Source organism: Mitsuaria sp. PDC51 (assembly GCF_900113225.1).
Lineage (GTDB): Bacteria > Pseudomonadota > Gammaproteobacteria > Burkholderiales > Burkholderiaceae_C > Roseateles.
Window position 1 is genome coordinate 291,862 of record NZ_FOZE01000002.1, and the last position, 21,373, is coordinate 313,234.

The window sequence follows — 21,373 nt, forward strand, 5'->3', positions numbered from 1 at the left end:
AATGCGACACCATTGACCGTGGTCCTCGTCGAGGACTCCTTCACCATCCGCCGGCAGCTGCTGCAGCGGCTCGACACGGTGCCCGGGCTGCGCGTCGTCGGCGAGGCGGCCGACGAGGCGACCGCGCTGACGCTGATCGGCTACCTGCAGCCGGACGCGGTGCTGCTGGATCTGTCGCTCGCGCAGGGCGGCTCGGGCATCGCGGTGCTCAAGGCGCTGCGCAAGCAGGGCTACCGCGGCCAGGTGCATGTGCTGTCCCACCAGACCGAGGCCTATCGCGCCGCGGTGCTGGCCGCCGGCGCCGACGGCTTCTTCGACAAGGCGGAGGAACTCGAGCTCATGCTGCGGCAGCTGACCGGACAGCCGGAGGTGCCGCCGCCTCGCCCGTTCGATGCGGCGGCCCTGCACGAGCGCCTCGACCAGATGGTGCGGCTGGCGGTGCGGGACGGCTCCGACCTCGTCGTGCATGTGCTCGCCGGCAGCGCCGAGGCGCTGCAACCGCTGGCGGCGCGCTTGATCACCGGCCTGGATGGCGGCGACCTGGTGGGCTGGCTCGGCACCTCGGACGGCGCCCGCCTCTGCATCGCCCAGATCGACGGCGAGGACGCCCCGCCGCTGGCTTCGCGTGCGGAGCTCCAGGGATCGGCGCTGCGCCTGGGCCGCGCGCAGCTGCCTGACGACGCGCTGTCGGCTGGGGGACTGGTCACGCTCGCGGAGCTGCGCGCGCTCGGCCGCCTGCCGTGAGGACGCTGCACACCGCTTGACCGCGGTGCGACGCGGCGCCTGGCCCGGACGAGCCCCTCGATCGAGGTCGGTCGGCGGCTTGAACCTCGGCAATCGGGCGCCTATGTTGGGCGAACAGCCTGAATATCGTTCCTGGCGGCGCTTCCCTGCGCGTCCGGCACTTGAGTTGCCCCCTGCGACTGGATTACCCTTTGTCGCTGGAGGTCAACGACCGTGGACGTTCTGCAGCTGGACATCTCGGGCCGCCCGCAGGCCTGGATCTCGACCAAGGAAGCAGCGGTGCTCTATGCCAGCGACGCGATCGCGTGGACGCTGGGCGAGCCCTTCCACGTGCTGCGCGGTGGCTACCAGCGGCTGTCCGGCCTGCAATCCCGCATCGAACTGCACCCGATCGTGGCCGTGCGCGGCGCCATTCCCAGCCGCGCCTGGCGCCAGGCGCCGGCGCTATCCAATTTCAAGCTGTTCGCGCGTGACCGCCATGTCTGCGCCTACTGCGGCCACCGCTTCCACGCCGACCTGCTGACGCGCGAGCACATCCAGCCGGTGTCGCGCAACGGACGGGATTCGTGGATGAACTGCATCACCGCCTGCCGTGCCTGCAATGGCCGCAAGGGCAACCGCACGCCCGAGGAGGCGCGCATGGCGCTGCTGTACCTGCCCTACGTGCCCAGCCTGCACGAGGACATGATCCTGCGCGGCCGGCGCATCCTGGCGGACCAGATGGAGTTCCTGCTGGCGAGCGTGCCCAGGTCGTCGCGGCTGTATGCGTCGTGACCCGGAGAGGGAGCGGTGATCGACGGCGATCGACAGTGTTCAACGGTCTTCGGCAAAGACCAGCTGTGAGCGGCGGCGTGGCTTTCCCGCGCTGACGATGCTGGTGTTACGCCGCGCTTAAGAGCCCTCAAAGGCGGTACCGGTAGAGTGGACCCACGCGCCATTGCTGCGCGGGAAGCCCGAGGGCGCCGAGGTAAAGACTTGTTGCGCGGTCAACGGAATGTCACCGGTCGTCGTTGGCCGGCACATCGATTTGGAGAGACGAGATGAAGAAGCTGCTGATTGCCACCCTGGTGGCCGCCCTGGCCGCCTGTTCGACGACGAACCCGGACGTGATCCAGCGCGGTGACGCGCAGCGCCTGTCGCAGGTGCAGGATGCGACGGTGCTGTCGGTGCGGCCGGTGACGGTGGACGGCTCGCAGAGCGGGGCCGGCGCGGTGACGGGTGCGGTCGTCGGCGGTGTGGCCGGCGGCAGCGTCGGCGGCAGCCGCGAGGGCGTGATCGTCGGCGTGCTCGGCGCGGTGGCCGGCGCGGCGCTCGGCAACGCGGTCGAACGCGGCGTGACCAAGGAACAGGCGGTCGAGATCCTGCTGCAGCTGCGCAACGGCGAGCGCCGCGCGATCGTCCAGGCGCAGGGCAACGAGAACTGGGTCTCCGGCGAGCCGGTGATCATCGTCACCACCGGCGGCAAGGCCCGCGTGGTGCGCGCGCCGGCGGCGACCCGCACGTACTGAGCGCGCTGCGCTCATCAACGACCAGGGGCCCTCGCGGCCCCTGCGTCGTTTCAGCGCCGCGATGGTCGGGGCGCGCGTCGCCGCGCCTCACTTCACCCGCTGCTTCTCCAGCTTTCTCGCCAGCGTGCGCCGGTGCATGCCCAGCCGCCGCGCGGTCTCCGAGATGTTGAAGTCCGTCGCCGCCAGCGTCTCGTGGATGTGCTCCCACTCCAGCGTCTTGATGGAGGTGGTCGCGCGCTCGGTGACCTCGACCTCGGCGTCGCCCTGGGCGCGCGCGAAGGCGGCCTCGATGTCATCGGTGTTCGCCGGCTTGGCCAGGTAGTGCCGCGCGCCCAGCTTGATCGCCTCCACCGCCGTGGCGATGCTCGCGTAGCCGGTCAGCACCACGATCACCATCTCGGCATCGTGCTCGTGCAGCGTCTGCACGCAGGCCAGCCCGGAGCCGCCCCCGGCGAGCTTCAGGTCAACGACCGCGTACTCCGGCGCCTCCTCGGGACCGCGCTCGGCCAGCAGCTTCTGCACCTGCTCCACCGTCGTCGCCCGCAGCACCTGGTAGCCGCGGCGCTCGAACGAACGCGACAGCGTGCGCGCGAAGGCGTCGTCGTCCTCGACGATCAACAGCAGGCGGTCGGTATCGGCGGCAAGGTCATCCGGCGTCATGAGCGGCATTGTCAGGCAGTCCTAGAGGCTCGAGCGCGGACAGGGGCATGCGGATCTCGACCTCCGCGCCGCCGCCCTCCTCCGCCAGCCGGTTGCGCGCCTGCAGGCGCCCGCCCAGCGAGCGCACGACGTTCAGCGCCAGGAACAGCCCCAGCCCGCCGCCCGCCCGGCCCTTGCTCGATTGATACGGCTTGCCGAAACGCTCCAGCATCTCCGGCAGGAAACCAGCGCCGCGATCGGTGACGCGCAGCACCAGCTGACCGTCCTCGACCAGCGCGCGCAGCGACACCGGCTGGCCCGGCGCGGCCTCGAGCGCGTTGTCGAGCACGTTGTCGATCATCTGCTTGAGACCGACGTCCGACACGATGCGCACCTTCGGCAGGCCGGCGTCCGGCAGGTAGTCCAGCCCGTGATGCGGCCGCGTCGCGCGCCAGTGCGTCACCAGGTCGTCGAGGAAGGCCTGCAGCGTCGTCACCACCGGCGCCTCGCCGCGCAGCTCGCCCGCCGACATCAGGATCCCGCTGACGATCGCCTTGCAGCGCCGCAACTGGACCTGCATCTCCTCGATCTCCTCGCGCAGCTCGGGATCGCCGGCGAAGGGTGCCATCCGCGACCAGTCCCCGAGGATCACCGACAGCGTCGCCAGCGGTGTGCCCAGTTCATGCGCGGCGCCCGAGGCCAGCAGGCCCATGCGCACGATGTGCTCCTCCTCGGCCGCGCGCTGGCGCAGGTCGGCCAGGCGCGCGTCGCGCTGGCGCAGGTTGCGCCCGATGCGCTGGATGAAGATCACCAGCAGCGAGGCGTTGATCGCGAAGCAGATCAGCAGGCCGCCGATGTAGTGCGTCGGCAGCGACAGCCCTTCCATGTCGGGCACCAGCAGCGGCAGGTGCCACTGCGTCAGCGCGACGAAGCAGCCCCCCGTCACCGCGACCGTGAACCAGATGTAGCGCGAGGGCAGCAGCACCGCACCCACCGCGATCTGCAGCAGGAACAGGAAGATGAAGGGGTTGGTGACGCCACCGCTGTAGTAGAGCTGGCCGCTCAGCACCGCGATGTCGACCAGCAGGCCGGCGAAGAGCTCGGCGTTGCGCACGCTGGGCACCCAGCGGGTGCGCAGCCAGCAGGCCAGGTTGAAGAGCACCAGCACCGCCAGCAGCGTCAGCATCTCCGGCATCGGCAGCCGGATGTGCAAGGCGTAGTGCACCGAGAGCACGGTGCCGAACTGCCCCGCCGCCGCCAGCCAGCGCAGCTGCACCAGCTGCTGCAGGTTGTTGCGGCCGGCCTGCAGCGCGCGGCCCTCGCCGGAGGATTCCTCGATGCCCAGCGCCCCGGCGGCGCCGTCCAGGTAGCGACTGTCGTCGGGGTGGTCGTCGTCCGGATCGGGACGGCTCAGCGGCATGGTCGCGGCCTCAGTCCGCGGCCGCGTCCAGGCCGAGCGCGCGGCGGCGCTCGACCCGCCACAGCCAGACACCGATGCCTGCGGTCATCGCCGCCATCGCGAACCAGGTCAGCGCGTACTGCAGGTGATGGTTGTTGAAGCGCACCACCGTCAGCCCGCCGCGCGGCCAGCGCGTGCGGTCGTCCGCCGCGGCGGCGTCGACGAAGTACGGCGCCACGGGACCCTCGACGATCCGGCGCGCCTGGGCGATCGCCTCGACGTCGCGCGAGTACCAGCGCTCCTGCGCCGGATCGTTCTTGCGCAACAGGCTGCCGCCGGGCTCGCTCAGCCGCAGCAGCCCGACGACGCGGTCCTCGCCCTGCGTCTCCGACGCGGTGCGCGACGCGCGCGTCTTGAATTCCGGCGGCACGAAGCCGCGGTTGACCAGCACCCAGTCGCCGCGCACGGTGCGCAGCGGCGTCAGCACCCAGTAGCCGGTGCCCAGCTCGGTGCTCGCGCCGACCAGGGTCTCGCGCGAGTGGTCGAAGGTGCCGTTGAGCACGACCTTGCGGTACTCGTCGCCGGCCTTCGTGATCGCGTCCCAGCGGTCGGCGCCGGGCGCGCGTTCCGGCTCGGCGGCCAGGCGCTTGTCCAGCCGCGCGATCAGGTCCTCCTTCCACGCCAGCCGCTGCAGCTGCCAGGCGCCCAGCGCGAGGAAGGCCGCAAACAAAAGGGCCGCGCCCAGCAGCAGCGCCCAGAAGGCGGTGCTGCGGCGCGGCCGCGGCGGTTCCGGATGAACGGCGGTCATCAGGGCATGTTGCGCATGTCGTGGACCGGCATCATGTTGCTGTTCAGGTGGAACATCACCCAGATCGAGCCGGCCAGCATGATCACCACGACGGCAATCGTGAAGATCAGCGACAGCATCGACCAGCCGCCCTCGACCTTCGAGTTCATGTGCAGGAAATAGACCATGTGCACAACGATCTGCACCGCCGCGAAGATCAGCAGCACGATGCCCATCGCCTGCGACGAGGCGATCGACTTGGTCATCACCAGGAAGAAGGGGATGGCCGTCAGGATCACCGACAGCAGGAAGCCGATCAGGTAGCCCTTGACGGTGGCGTGGTAGCCGACGTCGTCGTGGTCATGGTCGTGCCCGCCGTGGCCCTGGTCGTGGCCGTGCGAGTCATGCTTGTGGTTGTGGTCGGCGCTCACGGCAGCACTCCCATCAGGTAAACGAAGGTGAAGACACCGATCCAGATCACGTCCAGGAAGTGCCAGAACATCGACAGGCAGATCAGGCGGCGCTTGTTCTCCTTGGTCAGGCCGAATTTGGACACCTGGACCATCAGCGTCACCAGCCAGATGCAGCCGAAGGTGACGTGCAGGCCGTGGGTGCCCACCAGCGTGAAGAACGAGGACAGGAACGCGCTGCGCTGCGGACCCGCGCCTTCATGGATCAGGTGCGCGAACTCATAGAGTTCCACCGCCAGGAAGCACAGGCCCAGCACGCCGGTGATCGCCAGCCAGGCCAGCGTGCCCGACTTCTTGTTGCCCAGCATCTTGATCATGGCGAAGCCATAGGTGATCGACGAGAGCAGCAGGAAACCGGTGTTGAGCGCCACCAGCGGCAGGTCGAAGAGGTCGGCGCCCGACGGGCCGGCGGCGTAGCTGCGGCCCAGGACCGCATACGTCGCGAACAGCACCGCGAAGATCAGGCAGTCGCTCATCAGGTAGATCCAGAACCCGAGGAGCGTGCCGTGCTGCGGATGGTGGTCGCCGTTGTCGTAGAACACCGGCGCGCCGGTGTTGTTCGTCATGGTCGTTGCTTGCATGTTGGATATCGCTCGCTGCGGAATCAGGCCTGGGCGGCCAGCACCTTCGTGCGGGCGTCCTCCGTGCTGGCCACTTCATCGGCGGGGATGTAGTAGTCGCGCTTGTAGTTGAAGGTGTGGACGATCGCGGCGATCACGGTCACCGCGAAGGCGACACCCGCCACCAGCCACATGTGCCAGATCAGGGCGAAACCGAACAGCGTCGACAGGCCGGCCAGGATCACGCCCGCGCCGGTGTTCTTCGGCATGTGGATCTCCTTGAAGCCGCCGACCGGCCGCTGGTGGCCGCGGGTCTTCATGTCGTGCCAGGCGTCGTGGTCGTGGACCACCGGCGTGAACGCGAAGTTGTACTGCGGCGGGGGCGACGAGGTCGACCACTCCAGCGTGCGGCCGTTCCACGGGTCGCCATCGACGTCACGCAGCTGCTCGCGCTTGAGGAAGGACACCACCAGCTGGATCAGGAAGCAGCCGATGCCGGCGGCGATCAGCAGCGCGCCGAAGGCGGCGACCTGGAACCAGATCTGCAGCGAGGGATCGTCGAAGTGGCTCATGCGGCGCGTCACGCCCATCAGGCCCAGCACGTACAGCGGCATGAAGGCGACGAAGAAGCCGATCTGCCAGAACCAGAACGAGGCCTTGCCCCAGAACGGGTCCAGCTTGAAGCCGAAGGCCTTGGGGAACCAGTACGAGATGCCCGCCAGCAGGCCGAACAGCACGCCGCCGATGATCACGTTGTGGAAGTGCGCGATCAGGAACAGCGAGTTGTGCAGCACGAAGTCGGCAGGCGGCACCGCCAGCAGCACGCCCGTCATGCCGCCGATCACGAAGGTGACCATGAAGCCCACGGTCCAGTACATCGGGACCTCGAACTTGATGCGGCCGCGGTACATCGTGAACAGCCAGTTGAAGATCTTCGCGCCCGTCGGGATCGAGATGATCATCGTCGTGATGCCGAAGAACGAGTTGACGCTGGCGCCCGAGCCCATCGTGAAGAAGTGGTGCAGCCACACGAGGTAGGACAGGATCGTGATCACGACCGTCGCGTAGACCATCGAGGCGTAGCCGAACAACTTCTTCTGGCTGAAGGTCGACACGACTTCCGAGAAGATGCCGAAGGCCGGCAGCACCAGGATGTAGACCTCGGGGTGACCCCAGATCCAGATCAGGTTGACGTACATCATGGCGTTGCCGCCCAGGTCCGTCGTGAAGAAGTTGGTGCCGGCGTAACGGTCCAGCGACAGCAGCGCCAGGGCCGCGGTCAGGATCGGGAACGAGGCCACGATCAGGATGTTCGAGCACAGCGAGGTCCAGGTGAAGACCGGCATCTTCATCATGGTCATGCCCGGCGCCCGCATCTTGATGATGGTGGCGATCAGGTTGATGCCCGAGAGCGTCGTCCCCACCCCGGCCACCTGCAGCGACCAGATGTAGTAGTCCACCCCCACGCCCGGACTCGCGAGCAGGCCCGACAGCGGCGGATACGCCAGCCAGCCGGTGCGCGCGAACTCGCCGACGAACAGCGAGGCCATCACCAGCACCGCGCCGCCGGTGGTCATCCAGAAGCTGAAGTTGTTCAGGAACGGGAAGGCCACGTCACGCGCGCCGATCTGCAGCGGCACCACGTAGTTCATGAAGCCTGTGATCAGCGGCATCGCCACGAAGAAGATCATGATCACGCCGTGGGCGGTGAAGACCTGGTCGTAGTGATGCGGCGGGAGGAAGCCGAGCTGGTCGCCGAAGGCGATCGCCTGCTGGGCGCGCATCATGAGCGCGTCGGCGAAGCCACGCAGCAGCATGACCAGGCCCAGCACGATGTACATGATGCCGATCTTCTTGTGGTCGATGCTGGTCACCCAGTCCCGCCAGAAGGGGCCCCAGAGCTTGTACTTCGTCATCATCGCGAGGACGAAGAGGCCGCCCAGGACGACCATCGCGAAGGTGCCGACCAGGATCGGCTCGTGGAGCGGAAGCGCCTCTAGGCTGAGGCGTCCGAAGATGAGCTTTTGAGCGTCAATCATCTTGGATCTCGGTAGTGCTTGCGGTCCCGGCGCGGCGATTCATCGCGGTCGCGCCGGGGGACGCCAATCAATTACGGGTGGCCGAGGCCTGCCATTGCGACGCGTACTGCCCCGCGTTGTCAGGCGTGCACAGCGCGGCCACGAAGATCCGCTTCTGCTCGTTGCTCCAGGGCTTGCTGGCCAGGCCGTCGATCGCGCCCTTGCCGCCGCCGCCCGCGGCGTCGATGGCCATCATCTGGCCCATGCACATCTTGGTGCCGTCGACGCAGCGGTTCACGACCGCGTCGAACAGGCCCGGCGCGACGCTGGCGAAGCGGCGCACCGGCTGGCGCTCGGACGGCTTCTCCAGGTCCAGGTACAGCTCCTTGGTCAGCGCGACGCCGTCGGCCTTGTTGCGCTCGACCCAGGCGGAGAACTCGTCGTTGGACAGGCCGTGGAACTTGAAGCGCATGTGCGAGAAGCCATCGCCGCTGAAGTTGGCCGAGAAGCCGTCATACACGCCGGGCTTGTTGATCACCGCGTGCAGCTGGCTCTGCATGCCGGGCATCGCGTAGATCATGCCGGCCATGGCGGGCACGTAGAACGCGTTCATCACGGTCGACGAGCTGATCTTGAAGTGGATCGGGCGGTCCACCGGCGCGGCCAGTTCGTTGACGGTGGCGATGCCCTGCTCGGGATAGATGAACAGCCACTTCCAGTCCAGCGCCACGACCTCGACGGTCAGCGGCTGCACGCCGGCGGGAATCGCGCGCTGCGCGTCCAGGCGCTCCAGCGGGCGGAAGGGATCGAGCTTGTGGGTGCTGATCCAGGTCATCGCGCCCAGCGCGATGATGATCAGCAGCGGCGCGCCCCAGATGATCAGCTCCAGGCGCGTCGAGTGGTCCCACTCTGGCGAGTAGGTCGCCTGCGTGTTGGACGCCCGGTAGCGGAACGCGAAGACCAGCGTCAGGATGATCACCGGGACGATGATCAACAGCATCAGCAGCGTCGAGGCGACGATGAGCTGCGCCTGCTGGTTCGCGATGTCGCCGGACGGCTTCATCACGACCATGTTGCAGGCGGACAGGGGCAGCGCCAGGGCCAGCAGCCCGAGACGGGCGAGTGGGCGGGCGAGACTTGTTTTTGGAGAGGCTTTGAGGTACATGGGACTTCAGCAGACCAGCAGGCGTAGTTCACGCGGAGCCCCCTTTGACCACCGCACCTGGCAGTGGGTTCCCGCCGTCCGAAACCTGGGGTTTCCTCTGGAGGGAAAGCGATAAAGGGGAAAACGACACTTGTCGACCGTTGCACGCCGGGCGCAGATTTTGCCCGATTGACTCAAACCAACTATTGGACATTTTGTCCCAGGTAGGAGACGTATGAACAGCAGCACCCTTTCGACAGCCGGGCAACACCTCTCGACCGTGGGCCAGCCGCTGCCGCGAGGCAGCGGGGTCGCCACGCAGGAGGAGCAGGACGCGATCGCCCCTGGCGACATCGCCGTCGGCGTGGTGATCGGGCGGGCGTCCGAGTACTTCGACTTCTTCGTCTACGGGATCGCCTCGGTGCTGGTCTTCCCGTCCATCTTCTTCCCCCACATGGAGCGGCTGGAGGGCACGCTGTACGCCTTCGCGCTGCTGGCGCTGGCCTTCGTGGTGCGGCCGATCGGCACGCTGGTGGGGATGGACATCCAGCGGCGCTTCGGCCGCAGCGTGAAGCTGACGGTGGCGCTGTTCCTGCTGGGCATCTCCACCTGCACGATCGCGGTGCTGCCCGGCTTCAACACCTGGGGCGGTGCGGCCATCGCCCTGCTGGCCGCCTGCCGGATCGGACAAGGCCTGGCACTGGGCGGGTCCTGGGACGGCCTGCCCTCGCTGCTGGCGCTGAACGCACCGGAAGGCCGCCGCGGCTGGTACGCGATGCTGGGGCAGCTCGGCGCGCCGATCGGCTTCCTGATCGCGGCCGCGCTGTATGCCTACCTGTGGAGCAGCCTGGATCCGATCGACTTCCTGAGCTGGGGCTGGCGCTACCCCTTCTTCGCGGCCTTCGCGATCAACGTCGTGGCGCTGTTCGCGCGGCTGCGCCTGGTGGTGACGCACGAGTACGAGAAGAACATGGAGGAGCACGAGCTCGACCCCTGCGACACCGACGAGCTCTTCGCCCAGCAGGGCACCACGCTGTTCATCGGCGCGTTCGCGGCGCTGGCCAGCTATGCGCTGTTCCACATCGTCACCGTGTTCCCGCTGTCCTGGGTGCTGCTGTACGGCGACCAGAACGTCACCCAGTTCCTGACCGTGCAGGTCATCGGGGCGCTGCTGGCCGCTGCGGCGATGCCGATCTCCGGGATGATCGCGGACCGCATCGGCCGGCGCAGCACGCTGGGCACCCTGGCCACGACGATCGGGATCTTCAGCCTGTTCACGCCCATCCTCCTGGACAGCGGCGCGATGGGCCAGAACATCTTCATCCTGGTCGGCTTCGTGCTGCTGGGCCTGTCCTACGGCCAGTCCTCGGGGGCGGTGACGTCCAACTTCCTGCCCCACTTCCGCTACACCGGCGCGGCGCTGACCTCCGACCTGGCCTGGATCATCGGCGCGGCCTTCGCGCCGCTGGTGGCGCTGGGACTGTCGGCGAAGTTCGGCCTGTGGGCGGTGACCGCCTACCTGCTGTCGGGCGCGATCGTCACCCTGGTGGCGCTGCGCACCAACCGCATGCTCCAGATGAAGGACAAGGACTGATCCCCGGGGCCGATGAGCCCCGAACCCGCGACATGGGCTTGACAGCCCGCGACGCGAAATAACAACGGCCGGTCGACAAGACCGGCCGTTCTGCTTTCTGCCTCGAGACGGTGCCTCGTCCTGCCAGCCGCTCCCGGCTTCCGCCATTCGCCCAATAACCCCACCGAAATAGATAGCAAGCTAACTATTTAAACTCGCCGGCATGAACACCTCCAAGGACAAGCCGGCCCGCTCGCTGACGCGCACCGCGCGGGAATCGGCGCTGATGACGGTCGGGATGATGCTGCCGGTGCTGGAGCGGGCGTACCGCGCCCGCGCCAACCTGGCGATGGCGCACGTGGGCCTGTCGCAGGCGCTGGCCTGGCCGCTGGTGATGATCGGCCGCCAGGGCGACGGCATGCGCCAGGGCGAACTGGCGACGCTGCTGGGCATCGAGGGGCCGTCGCTGACGCGCTCGGTGGACCAGTTGATCACCGGCGGCTACATCGAGCGCCACGAGGATCCCGACGACCGTCGCGCCAGGACGCTGCACCTGACGGCGCTGGGCGCGGACGCCTGCGAGCAGATCGAGGTCACGCTGCGCGACCTGCGCAATGAGCTCTACGAAGGCATCGCGGACGCCGACGTCGAGGCCGCGCTGCGCGTCTTCTCCACGCTGGCGGAGCGCGTCGGCGCGCCGACGCCGGCCGTGCCGCCGCGGCGCAAGTGAGGGTGCCCGTCGCGCCTCACAGACCATGAAATTCCCCGCTCTCTCCTTTCCCGCGATCCGGCTACCCACGCTGCGGCTGCCCACACTGCGGCTGCCTGCGATCCGGTTGCCCGCGCCGCCGAAGCTGCCGGCCGCGCTGCGGCCCGGCTTCACGCGCGCCGAATGGATCTTCTCGATCAAGGCCTTCGCCGCGGCGATGCTGGCGGTCTTCCTGGCGAGCTGGGCCGGCCAGCCGCGGCCGTTCTGGGCGCTGATGACGGCCTACATCGTGGCCCATCCGATGGCGGGCGCGGTGCGCTCCAAGGGTGTGTTCCGCGTCGCGGGCACGCTGGTCGGCGGCATGGCCGCGGTGCTGCTGGTCCCGAGCCTGGCCAATGCGCCTGAACTGCTGAGCCTGGCCCTGGCCTTGTGGGTGGCGGGTTGCCTGGTGCTGTCGCTGCGCGACCGCACGCCGCGCGCCTATGCCTTCATGCTGGCGGGCTACACCGTGGCGCTGATCGGTTTCCCGGCGGTGGACACGCCGCTGACGATCTTCGACACCGCCGTCGCCCGCCTCGAGGAGATCGGCCTGGGCGTGCTCTCGGCCACGCTGGTACACAGCCTGGTGCTGCCCAACAGCCTGGCGGGCTCGGTGCTGGGGCTGCTGGATCGCACGCTGGGCGACACCCGCGCCTGGCTGACCGACATCGCCGCGCGCCGCGATGGCGGCGCCGACCGGCGCCGTGTCGCCGGCGACATCTCCCAGCTGCGGGTGCTGTCGACCCACATCCCCTTCGACACCAGCCACCTGCGCTGGACCGCCGACGCGGTGCATGCGATGCAGGACCACGTGGCCGCGCTGACGCCGCTGCTGGCCGGCGTGGAGGATCGTCTGCGAGCGCTCGAAGCGCATGGCGGCCTGCCGGACGACGTGCGCGCGCTGCTGGATCGCCTCAGTCCCTGGCTGACGCTGCCCGCCGATCAGGCCGAGGCGCGCTTGCCCGCGTTGCGAGCGCAGCTCGACGCGCTGACCGGCGCGGACGCGCGCGACCGCCTGGCCGGCGATCCCTGGGCGCGGCTGCTCCGCGTCGCGCTGGCGCAGCGGCTCGGCGAGCTGCTCGACGGCTGGCTGCACTGCGTCCACCTGCGCGCCGACATCGACCGCGGCCTGTCCGGCGCACCGATGCCCGCGCGGCCCGCGCCCGCCCCGGGCGGGCCCAAGCTGCACCTGGACCTGGGCATGGCGCTGTGGTCCGGCGCGGCCGCGCTGATCGCGATCCTGGTGTGCTGCGCCTTCTGGATCCTCACCGGCTGGCCGATGGGCGCGGCCGCCGCGATGATGGCCGCGATCTTCTGCTGCTTCTTCGCGTCCATGGACGACCCGGTGCCGGCCATCAACGGCTTCCTCGCCTGGACGCTCTGGTCGATGCCCTTCGGCGCGCTCTACGTGCTGGTGCTGCTGCCGCTGGTGCAGGACATGTGGACGCTGATGGCGGTGTGCGCGCCGGTCTTCCTCCTCCTGGGCGCCTTCATCGGCCGCCCGGCGACCGTCGGCGCGGCGCTGCCCTTCCTGTTCGGCGTCATGGGCACCCTGGTCATGCACGACACCGCGCAGGCGGATCTCACCAGCTACCTGAACTCGATGTCGGGCCAGCTGGCCGGCATCTTCGTCGCGGCGCGCGTCACGCGGCTGATGCGGTCGGTCGGCGCCGACTGGAGCGCCCGCCGCATCCAGCGCGCGACCTGGCGCGAGCTCGACGACCTCGCGCGCCTGCCGCGCCCGGCGGGCCGCGGGCAGGCCTACCTGCTGCGCATGGTCGACCGCATCGCGCTGCTGGCGCCGCGCGTCGCGCAGTCGGGCGGCTCGGTGCCCGGTGTGCCCACCGATGACGCGCTGCGCGACCTGCGCATCGGCGCGGACCTCGTCGCGCTGCAAAGCGTGCGCGGCCAACTGCCGGCCTTGGCGCAGCGCCCGCTGGGGCCGCTGCTGAGCGCGCTCGGCGACTGGCTGCGCGCCCGCATCGACGGCCGTCCCGGCGCGCTCGACGAGTTCGACGCACCGCCGGCATCGCTGCTGGAGCGCCTGGACGCCGCGCTCGCCGGATTGCTCGAGGCCTACGCCGGCGCCGGCGACCTGCCCGCCGAGGCACATCCCGCGGCCGGCGCGCTGATGGGCCTGCGTCGCAACCTGTTCCCGGATGCGCCCGTGCCGGCGCTGCCGCCGCGCACCGTGGACAACGACAAGGAGGACCGGCCATGACCGGCGCCGTGGATTTCTTCGGCCTCTACCTGCCGTGGCTGATGCCGCTCGCGGCCCTCGCGCTGATCGCGCTCTCCGCCGTGCGGCGGCTGCTGGCCTGGGTCGGTGCCTACCGCTGGATCTGGCATCCGGCGCTCTTCGACCTGGCGATCTACCTGCTGCTCCTCTGGGGCTTGAGCAACGCCTCGCTGCGCGTGCTGCACGGACCCGGGTGACGACGCCCGCAGCAAGGAACCGCAGGGCCCACCGGTCCGGACTCCGCTGAAACCGCCCTGTCGCGCATCGCCTCACCGCAGCGTGGCCTTTCCCAATCAACGATGCCGGCCTGGCCGACCCCGACGACATGAAGCCTTCCTCCTTTCCCTTGCGACGCGTGATCTCGATGGCCGTCACGCTGGCCGCCGTCGGCGGCGCGCTGTGGGCGGCCCAGCAGCTCTGGGACCGCTACGAGCTCCAGCCCTGGACCCGCGACGGCCGCGTGCGCGCCAACGTCGTGCAGATCGCGCCGGACGTCTCCGGCCTCGTCACCGCCGTGCCGGTGCAGGACAACCAGCGCGTCGCCGCTGGCGCGCTGCTGTTCGAGGTCGACCGCGCGCGGTATGAGCTCGCGCTGCGGCAGGCGCAGGCACAGCTCGCCGCGCAGAAGGTCGCGCTCGCGCAGTCGCTGCGCGAGGCCGAGCGCAACAGCGGCCTGGGCAGCCTGGTCTCGCAGGAGTCGCGCGAGCAGACGCGCAGCCGCGCCGAGCAGGCGCGCGCCGCCGTCGCGCAGGCCGAGGTCGCGGTGGACGCGGCGCGGCTCAACCTCGCGCGCGCCGAGATCCGCGCGCCCTCCTCCGGCACGATCACCAACTTCGACCTGCGCCAGGGCGCCTACGCCAGCGCCGGGCATCCGGTGCTCGCGCTGGTCGACGCGGATTCGCTCTACGTCGAGGGCTATTTCGAGGAGACCAAGCTCGCGCGCATCCACATCGGCGATGCCGTCGAGGTCAAGCCGATGGGCGCGAGCCGCGCCCTCACGGGCCGCGTCGAGAGCCTCTCGGCCGGCATCGCCGACCGGGACCGCAGCACCAGCGCGAATCTGCTGCCCAGCGTCAATCCGACCTTCAACTGGGTGCGCCTGCCGCAGCGCGTGCCGGTGCGGGTCAAACTCGATCCGCTGCCGCAGGGCGAGCGGCTGGTCGCCGGGCAGACGGTCACGGTGCAGGTGCTTGGGGGAGCGAAATCGTGAGCGGCCCAATGAAGCACACGCTGGCGATCCTGGCCACGGCGGCGCTCGCGGCGTGCTCGACCGCGCCGAAGGGGCCGGACTATCGGGTGCCCGCGGAAGCCGTCGTCATGAAGCCCGCAGCGGCGACGCCCTTCCTTGAGCAGCAACGGGCCGCGCAGGCCGCCGGGGCCGGCGAGATCTCCGAGCCGGGGCAGAACGGCGGCGGGGCAAGCGCGAGGCCCCTGCCCTTCGACAACGCGCCACTGCCGCCGCACTGGTGGCGGCTCTTCCACGACCAGACGCTCGACGCGCTGGTCGAGCAGGCGCTCGCGCGCAACACCGACCTGCGACAGGCAGCGGCCAACCTCGAGCGGGTCCAGGCCCTCGAGTCCGAGGCGCGCGGCGGCGCGCGGCCCGCGATCAGCGTCAACGGCGGGCCCAGCTTCGGCCATCCGTCGGGCCTCTCGATGCTGAAGAAGGACGACGTGCCGCCAGACACCTTCCGCTACAGCGCGGGCGTCGGGCTGTCGTACCAGCTCGATCTCTTCGGCCAGATCCGGCGCGCCATCGAGTCCTCGCACGCCAGCACCGAAGCGGCCGCCGCGGCGCTGGACCTCGTGAAGGTGAACGTGGCCGCCGGCACGGCGCGCGCGTATGCCGAGGCCTGCGCGACGGGGCAGCGACTGGCGTCGGCGCGGCACTCGGTGGACCTGCAGCGCGAGGCCGTGTCGGTCACCGAGCGGCTGCAGCGCGCGGGCCGGGTCGGCGACATCGACGCGGCGCGTGCGCGCAGCCAGCTCCAGCAGCTGCAGGCGGCGTTGCCGCCGCTGCTGGCGCAGCGACAGTCGGCGCTGTATCGGCTGGCCACCTTGACCGGCGAGCTGCCGGCCGACTTTCCGCGCGGGCTGGCGGAATGCCACCTCGCGCCGCGCGTCGCCGGCACGATCCCGGTCGGGGACGGCGCCGCGCTGCTGCGCCGGCGGCCTGACATCCGCCAGGCCGAACGGGAGCTGCATGCGGCGACGGCGCGCATCGGCGTGGCGACCGCGGACCGGTATCCGAAGATCACGCTGGGCGTGTCGGCGGGTTCGGCGGGCACGCTGGCCGGGTTCGGCAGGAGCGACACGCTGAGCTGGAGCCTCGGGCCGCTGATCTCGTGGACGATGCCGAGCAACGGCGTCGCCGACGCGCGCATCGCGCAGGCCGAGGCGGGCACGCGGCAGGCGGCGGCCAGATTCGATGGCGTCGTGTTGAATGCGTTGCGAGAGACCGAGACGGCGCTCAACCAGTACGCCCGGGAGCTGGACCGGCGCTCGGCGCTACAGGCCTCGCGCGACGAGGCGGCGACGGTGGCGGGACAGGCGCGGCGGCTGTATCAGGGCGGCAAGGTCGGCTATCTGGATGCCTTGGACGCGGAGCGTGCGCTGGCGGCGAGCGATGCGGCGCTGGCGGCGTCAGAGGCCGCGTTGATCGACGAGCAGGTCCAGCTGTTCCTGGCACTGGGCGGCGGGTGGGAAGTGGAGGAGTCGACCAGCGCGCAGTAGGGAAAGGCGGCTGCACTTCATCGGCCGCTGGCCCTCACCCCTGCCCTCTCCCGCAAGCGGGAGAGGGAGAAAGAAAAAGAGAGCAGCGCTGCGTGCGGCTGCTCTCTTCAAGGCGGGAAGGCGGACGGGCGGTGCGCCCGTCGCGGCGTCAGGGGTAGCTGATGGTCAGCTTGTACGGGGACGTGGTGCTCGAGCCGGCGTACGACATCACCTTGATGTAGACCGTCTGCGCGCTCGTGCCGTTCTGGTACGTCAGCGACTCGGTGCTGCCCACCGCCTCCGAGCGCGCCAGACCCGTGCCCGTCGACCTCACCACGTACAGGTCGTAATCGATGCTCGACGAGGTCGGCCCGGTCATGTCCACGCGCAGCCGCTGGTTCGCGGCCAGCGTGACCTTGAAGAAGTCGACGTCGCTGGCGCTGCCGATGAAGCCGGTCAGCTGGTTGCGGCTGCCGACTGCGTTGGCTGCGGAGATCGTGTTGTTGGGCTCCACCTCGTCCGCCGCGTCGACGACGTTGTTGACGTTGAAGCTCACCGGCGCGGAGGTCGTCGTGTTGCCCGCCGCGTCATAGGCCTTGGCCACCAGGCTGTGCGTGCCGTTGGTCAGCTGCGTCGAGTTGACCGCGATCGAATACGGCGCCGTGGCGTCGACCTCGCGCAGCGCGCCGTCCAGCCAGAACTCCACCTGCGTCACGCCGACGTTGTCGCTCGCCGTGGCGGAGAAGGTGATCGTGCCGCTGGTGCCGTTCACCGCCGCGGTCACCGAGGGCGGCGTGGTGTCGCCGCCGCTGACGCCCTGGTTGACCCAGATCGGCGCGGACCACAGCACCTTGCCGTCGTCCTGCGTGACCTTGGCGTAGTAGAAGTGCTTGCCGTTGGCCGGCGTGATGGTCGCCGTCGGGTTGCTGCCCAGCAGCGTGACCGTGCCGTTGCGGCCCGGCACGCCTTCCCAGATCTCGGTCGACACCACCGTGCGGCCGCTCGGGTTGTAGAAGCCGACATTGAGCGCCAGCGCGCCCGCGTTGTCGAAGCGCTCGCCCATGATCCGGCCGTTGGCGCTGAAGATCAGCTGCGACTGCTTGTCCATCGTCGCGAAGACGCGGCGCGCCTTCAGCGCGTCGACCAGCGCGGCCTTGCTCAGCGCGGTGCCGGTCGGGATCAGCACGGCGGTCCGGTTGGTGTAGGACTTGCCCCAGTTGGCGCAGTGGTTGTCCTGGTTGGTCGCCGGCGCCACGTGGAAACCTCGCTCCAGCAGCTTCTTCCACGAGCCCTCGTAGGAGCTGCGCGAGGTCTCGCTCTCGCTCGTGTTGGACGAGAAGGCCGAGGTGTTCATCACCTCCGCCATCACCATCACCTCGTCACCGTCGGCGCTGTAGGCCATGTCGGTGCCGTTGATGATGAACTGGCCGCTCGAGTCCGGATGGTTGAACTGCCCCACCAGGCCCTGCGCGCGCATCACCGAGTACAGCGTCGCGTAGTCGTTCTTGGCGATGTAGCGATCGCCGAAGAGCTCGTTCTGCGCGTTGTACTCCCACGAGAACAGCTCGTTGCTGTTGAAGATGTTCAGGTGGCCGCCGTTGCTGATGACGCCCCACTCCATGCCGTACATCGCCAGGAAGCCGGGGTTGACCGCGGTGACATCCGCCGCGATCTGCAGGCCGCGCTGGTAGCGCGCCTTGGCCGCGGTGGCGCTGCCGCTGGTGTTGGTGCTGGACGAGCCGTCGTAGTAGTGGTTGTGGTCGGTGTTGGCGAAGATGTCCAGCCCGGCGTCCTTCGCATACGGGAAGGCGACGTCGGGGCCGTAGGCGCCGCTCTGCGCCGGCTGCGACGAGTTGCAGCTGCCGATCGCGCCGCCGCCGTCGGAGTCGTTGGTCTGGCCGTGGAAGCTGCCGTAGTAGATGGTGTAGGGCCAGGAGCCCGCGCCCACCGCCGCCGACTGCGCGCGCACGCGCTGGTCGGCCTCGCCGGTGGCGCCCATCGCCAGCGGACGCAGCGTGCCCATCGCGACCTTGGCCGGCTTGCCGACGGCGAAGTTCCAGCTCTGCTCGACCGCATGGCCGTGGCTGTCGCCCGACTGCTGCGCGGCCAGGATCTCGGCGAACTGCGCGTCCGCGCCGCTGGCCTTCAGCGCCGTGCCCGCCTTGGCGCTGAGCGCGGTCAGCGTCGCGGTGTAGACGCCATCGGCCAGGCTCGCGTCGCCGCGGCCGGCCCAGTCCAGCGTGACCGTGCGCACGTCGCCGGCATAGGACTCGACACCGCTCCATCGCTTGACGAGCGCGCCGCCCGGGGCGCGCAGCTCGACGCGATAGGCCAGCAGCGTGCCCGCGGGCGCGCCGACGTAGTCCAGGTGGACCTTGAAGGCGCGCGCGCCGGTGGCCTCGGCGCCGGTGAAGGGCACGTCGAGGGCGGCGTCGAACTCGTGGTGGTCGGGGTACTTGGCCGCCGGATCGGCGACCTGCGCGGTCGCGCGGTCATCCGGCGCCGCGGCTTGCGGCTGCGCGGACGACTTGTCGCCGCCGTTGAGGCCGCCGCCGCAGGCGGTCAGCACGACGGCCATCGCGCTCAGCGTGGTGACGCGCAGCGCGGCGCGACCGGTCAGGGCAATCAGGGCACGGACTCTCATGGGGAAGGCTCCTTGGTCATGATCAGGCTTGCTTGCGGCGGCGGACCACGGCGCCCATCGCGCCCAGGGCGGCCAGGGTCAGCGCGATCGAGGCGGGCTCCGGAACTTCCGGCACGACTTCGGGGATCAGCGAGCCGGCGAACTGGACCATGTCGTAGCGGATGGTCCCGGCGGTGCCGTAGTTGTTGCTGGTCCCGGCATAGGCCTGCGTGTTGGGCGCGAACATGCTGACCAGCTGCACCGCGAAGTTGGCGTTGTCGTCGACGCCGGCGATGTCGGAGAAGTCGAAGCCCAGGCCCTTCACGAAGACGCTGTCGCGCACCATGCGGAAGGTGGTCGCCTCGACCCAGTTCTCGCCGTCGATGGTGTAGCGCAGCGCGGTCCAGGCGGACGCGGTGCCGCTGTTGCGCTGGTCGAAGGTCAGGACGATGTCCTGGAAGCCGGAGGTGTCGACCGAGAACTGCACGCCGGCCGTGCGGTCGCCAGTGCCCTGCGCCGCATAGCCCGAGGTGTTCAGCGCGGAGCTGCCGGCGGTGGTGTCGGACGAGCCCCCCTGGCTGGCGAAGGTGGTGGTGACGTTGCCCACCGTGCTGAAGAACGCGCCGCCATGGTCGGTGTAGGTCGGCTTGGTGGTCGGCGTGCCGGTGCGGTCGGGATTGAAGCCCCACAGCGCGACGGTGTCGGCCTGAGCCGCCCCGGCGAGCAACAGCCCGGCGGCGAGCAGGATGGATTTCAGATGCATGGCGACCCTCGACGTCAATAGTTAAAACAAATGTTTGCGCAAACGTTTACGGCAAAACTTTGTCAGCAAATGTGAGCTTGTGCGCTTGACTTGGCGCAGCAATGGAACGGGCGGAGCGTAGGGTCGCTTGGTGACAAGCAGGTTGCGGGGAAGCCCGGAGGAGGGAATGCCGCACCCCGCATTCGAGGGGGGTGCCCGCACGGTCGCGGTGCGGGTCACGCGGCCTTGTCCGGGGCCGGTGCAGCTCGCCCCAAGGTGGGCACCGCGTAGGACGAGGCCCGCCTGACAACCCGCGCTCGTCCGACGACCGGTCGGCGCAGGGCCTCGAATACTGGGCGCATCGTCACTCCAGGACCGTCGATGACCGAGATCCGCAAAGGCCAGCAGCCGGCGGAATTGACCCGCGAGCAATTCCACGAGCGCTTCATGCGGCGGTTCATGGATCCGGCCTACCGCGTCGAGCATGAGGCCATCGCGCGACTGGAGACCATCGCCTGGCAGGCGATGAAGGATGGCCGCAAGGCGCCGATCACCCGGCGCGCCGGCAACGGTTTCCAGGATCCTGACTACGAGGCCTCGGTCGAGTGGCTCGACACCCACCAACGGCTGAAGCAGGCCCAGCAGCGCTGGGCCGATCCGGCCACTCGTTCGCGGGTGCTGCTGGTCTGCGGCAGCGACCGCAACGATGGCTCCTGCCCCGGCGAGATGTCCAAGACCTGGCGCCTGACGCAGCTCGCGAAGGAACAGCTCGGCCGCCGCGACCTCATCGTCGACGTGCTGGACCTCAGCCTGATGACGTCGGAATACGGGCGCGAGATCCATCCCTGCAAGGGCTGCGTCTCCACCGCGATGCCGCTGTGCCACTGGCCCTGCAGCTGTTATCCGAACCATGCGCTGGGCCAGTCCAGCGACTGGATGAACGAGATCTACGAGCGCTGGGTCTCCGCCCATGGGGTGATCCTCTTCACCCCCACCTATTGGTATCAGTCACCCAGCGCGCTGAAGCTGATGATCGACCGCCTGGTCTGCGCCGACGGCGGCAACCCGGACCCGACCTCCACCCACGGCAAGCGCGTCGAGGAGGCCAAGGCGATCGAGGCCCGCGGCTGGCATTACCCGAAGCACCTCGAGGGGCGGGTTTACGGCCTGGTCGTCCACGGCGACGTGGCCGGCGTCGAGGCGCAGCGCCGCAACCTGGGCGACTGGCTCGACTGGATGGGCCTGGTGGACGCCGGCGACCTGTCCCGGCTGGACCGCTACCTCGGCTACTACGCGCCCTACTACGACAGCCACGAGGCGCTGGACCGCGACGAGGCCCTGCAGCGCGAGGTCCGGCTGGTGGCCGACCTCGTCGGCGACGCGGTCAAGCAGTTGCGGGAGGGAAAGCTGCCCCGTTCCAATCGCAAGGCCGTCCGCCCGAAATGACGGCGGCTTGCCATTCCGCAC

General features: G+C 69.5%; 19 protein-coding genes. 10 read left to right on the plus strand and 9 right to left on the minus strand.

Going from position 1 to position 21,373, the window contains the following annotated elements; genetic code table 11:
- Positions 1 to 18 precede the first annotated feature (18 nt).
- From BM393_RS12720 to BM393_RS12730, 3 genes are all read left to right on the plus strand, one after another.
- Positions 19 to 744, plus strand: a complete 726-nt coding sequence (locus BM393_RS12720; protein WP_254783512.1) for a response regulator transcription factor — start codon at positions 19 to 21, stop codon at positions 742 to 744.
- A 213-nt stretch (positions 745 to 957) separates the two neighbouring features.
- Entirely contained in the window at positions 958 to 1,518 is a 561-nt protein-coding gene (locus BM393_RS12725) for an HNH endonuclease (protein ID WP_091726197.1), read from the plus strand.
- A gap of 266 nt (positions 1,519 to 1,784) precedes the next feature.
- Positions 1,785 to 2,252, plus strand: coding sequence for a glycine zipper 2TM domain-containing protein (locus tag BM393_RS12730; RefSeq protein WP_091726202.1), 468 nt, complete (start codon positions 1,785 to 1,787; stop codon positions 2,250 to 2,252).
- A gap of 87 nt (positions 2,253 to 2,339) precedes the next feature.
- Here the strand turns inward: BM393_RS12730 and BM393_RS12735 are convergent, their stop codons facing one another.
- The 7 genes from BM393_RS12735 to cyoA all read right to left on the minus strand — a co-directional run bounded on the left by BM393_RS12735 (position 2,340) and on the right by cyoA (position 9,290).
- The gene (locus BM393_RS12735) at positions 2,340 to 2,912 is read right to left on the minus strand and encodes a response regulator transcription factor (RefSeq protein ID WP_091731416.1); all 573 of its coding nucleotides are present in this window, start codon (positions 2,910 to 2,912) and stop codon (positions 2,340 to 2,342) included.
- Positions 2,899 to 4,311, minus strand: coding sequence for an ATP-binding protein (locus tag BM393_RS12740; RefSeq protein WP_091726205.1), 1,413 nt, complete (start codon positions 4,309 to 4,311; stop codon positions 2,899 to 2,901). The genes BM393_RS12735 and BM393_RS12740 overlap by 14 nt, the downstream gene beginning before the upstream one ends.
- Positions 4,312 to 4,321: 10 nt before the next feature.
- Entirely contained in the window at positions 4,322 to 5,098 is a 777-nt protein-coding gene (locus BM393_RS12745; RefSeq protein WP_091726209.1) for an SURF1 family protein, read from the minus strand.
- Positions 5,098 to 5,508: a cytochrome o ubiquinol oxidase subunit IV gene (gene cyoD, locus BM393_RS12750; RefSeq protein ID WP_091726214.1), complete on the minus strand. Its 411-nt coding sequence runs from the start codon at positions 5,506 to 5,508 to the stop codon at positions 5,098 to 5,100. Before cyoD ends, BM393_RS12745 begins: the two co-directional genes overlap by 1 nt.
- Positions 5,505 to 6,113, minus strand: a complete 609-nt coding sequence (gene cyoC / locus BM393_RS12755) for a cytochrome o ubiquinol oxidase subunit III (RefSeq protein ID WP_091726218.1) — start codon at positions 6,111 to 6,113, stop codon at positions 5,505 to 5,507. Before cyoC ends, cyoD begins: the two co-directional genes overlap by 4 nt.
- Before the next feature lie 38 nt (positions 6,114 to 6,151).
- On the minus strand, positions 6,152 to 8,146 hold the full coding sequence (gene cyoB, locus BM393_RS12760; RefSeq protein WP_091726221.1) for a cytochrome o ubiquinol oxidase subunit I: 1,995 nt from the start codon (positions 8,144 to 8,146) through the stop codon (positions 6,152 to 6,154).
- Between the two features lie 67 nt (positions 8,147 to 8,213).
- Positions 8,214 to 9,290, minus strand: a complete 1,077-nt coding sequence (gene cyoA, locus BM393_RS12765) for a ubiquinol oxidase subunit II (RefSeq protein WP_091726225.1) — start codon at positions 9,288 to 9,290, stop codon at positions 8,214 to 8,216.
- 214 nt (positions 9,291 to 9,504) lie between these two features.
- Here cyoA and BM393_RS12770 point away from each other — a divergent pair, with 214 nt between their 5' ends.
- The 6 genes from BM393_RS12770 (at position 9,505) to BM393_RS12795 (ending at position 16,562) form a co-directional block, all read left to right on the plus strand.
- Positions 9,505 to 10,863, plus strand: a complete 1,359-nt coding sequence (locus BM393_RS12770) for an MFS transporter (RefSeq protein WP_091726230.1) — start codon at positions 9,505 to 9,507, stop codon at positions 10,861 to 10,863.
- 202 nt (positions 10,864 to 11,065) lie between these two features.
- A complete protein-coding gene (locus tag BM393_RS12775; protein WP_254783437.1) occupies positions 11,066 to 11,572 on the plus strand; it encodes a MarR family winged helix-turn-helix transcriptional regulator in 507 nt (168 codons plus the stop codon).
- 25 nt (positions 11,573 to 11,597) lie between these two features.
- Complete coding sequence (locus BM393_RS12780; protein ID WP_091726234.1) at positions 11,598 to 13,811, plus strand: FUSC family protein; 2,214 nt, start codon at positions 11,598 to 11,600, stop codon at positions 13,809 to 13,811.
- Positions 13,808 to 14,026 (plus strand): DUF1656 domain-containing protein, encoded by a 219-nt coding sequence (locus BM393_RS12785; protein ID WP_091726238.1) that lies wholly within the window; start codon positions 13,808 to 13,810, stop codon positions 14,024 to 14,026. Before BM393_RS12780 ends, BM393_RS12785 begins: the two co-directional genes overlap by 4 nt.
- Before the next feature lie 128 nt (positions 14,027 to 14,154).
- A complete protein-coding gene (locus BM393_RS12790; protein WP_091726242.1) occupies positions 14,155 to 15,039 on the plus strand; it encodes an HlyD family secretion protein in 885 nt (294 codons plus the stop codon).
- A gap of 8 nt (positions 15,040 to 15,047) precedes the next feature.
- Positions 15,048 to 16,562, plus strand: coding sequence for a TolC family protein (locus BM393_RS12795; RefSeq protein WP_091726247.1), 1,515 nt, complete (start codon positions 15,048 to 15,050; stop codon positions 16,560 to 16,562).
- A 148-nt stretch (positions 16,563 to 16,710) separates the two neighbouring features.
- On the opposite strand, the gene BM393_RS25270 is transcribed toward BM393_RS12795, so the two are convergent.
- Complete coding sequence (locus BM393_RS25270) at positions 16,711 to 19,185, minus strand: CehA/McbA family metallohydrolase (protein WP_141225326.1); 2,475 nt, start codon at positions 19,183 to 19,185, stop codon at positions 16,711 to 16,713.
- 22 nt (positions 19,186 to 19,207) lie between these two features.
- Positions 19,208 to 19,927 (minus strand): PEP-CTERM sorting domain-containing protein, encoded by a 720-nt coding sequence (locus tag BM393_RS12805; RefSeq protein WP_091726250.1) that lies wholly within the window; start codon positions 19,925 to 19,927, stop codon positions 19,208 to 19,210.
- Positions 19,928 to 20,287: 360 nt separating this feature from the next.
- On the opposite strand from BM393_RS12805, the gene BM393_RS12810 reads away from it, so the two are divergent.
- Positions 20,288 to 21,352, plus strand: coding sequence for a flavodoxin family protein (locus tag BM393_RS12810; protein WP_091726253.1), 1,065 nt, complete (start codon positions 20,288 to 20,290; stop codon positions 21,350 to 21,352).
- Positions 21,353 to 21,373 lie beyond the last annotated feature (21 nt).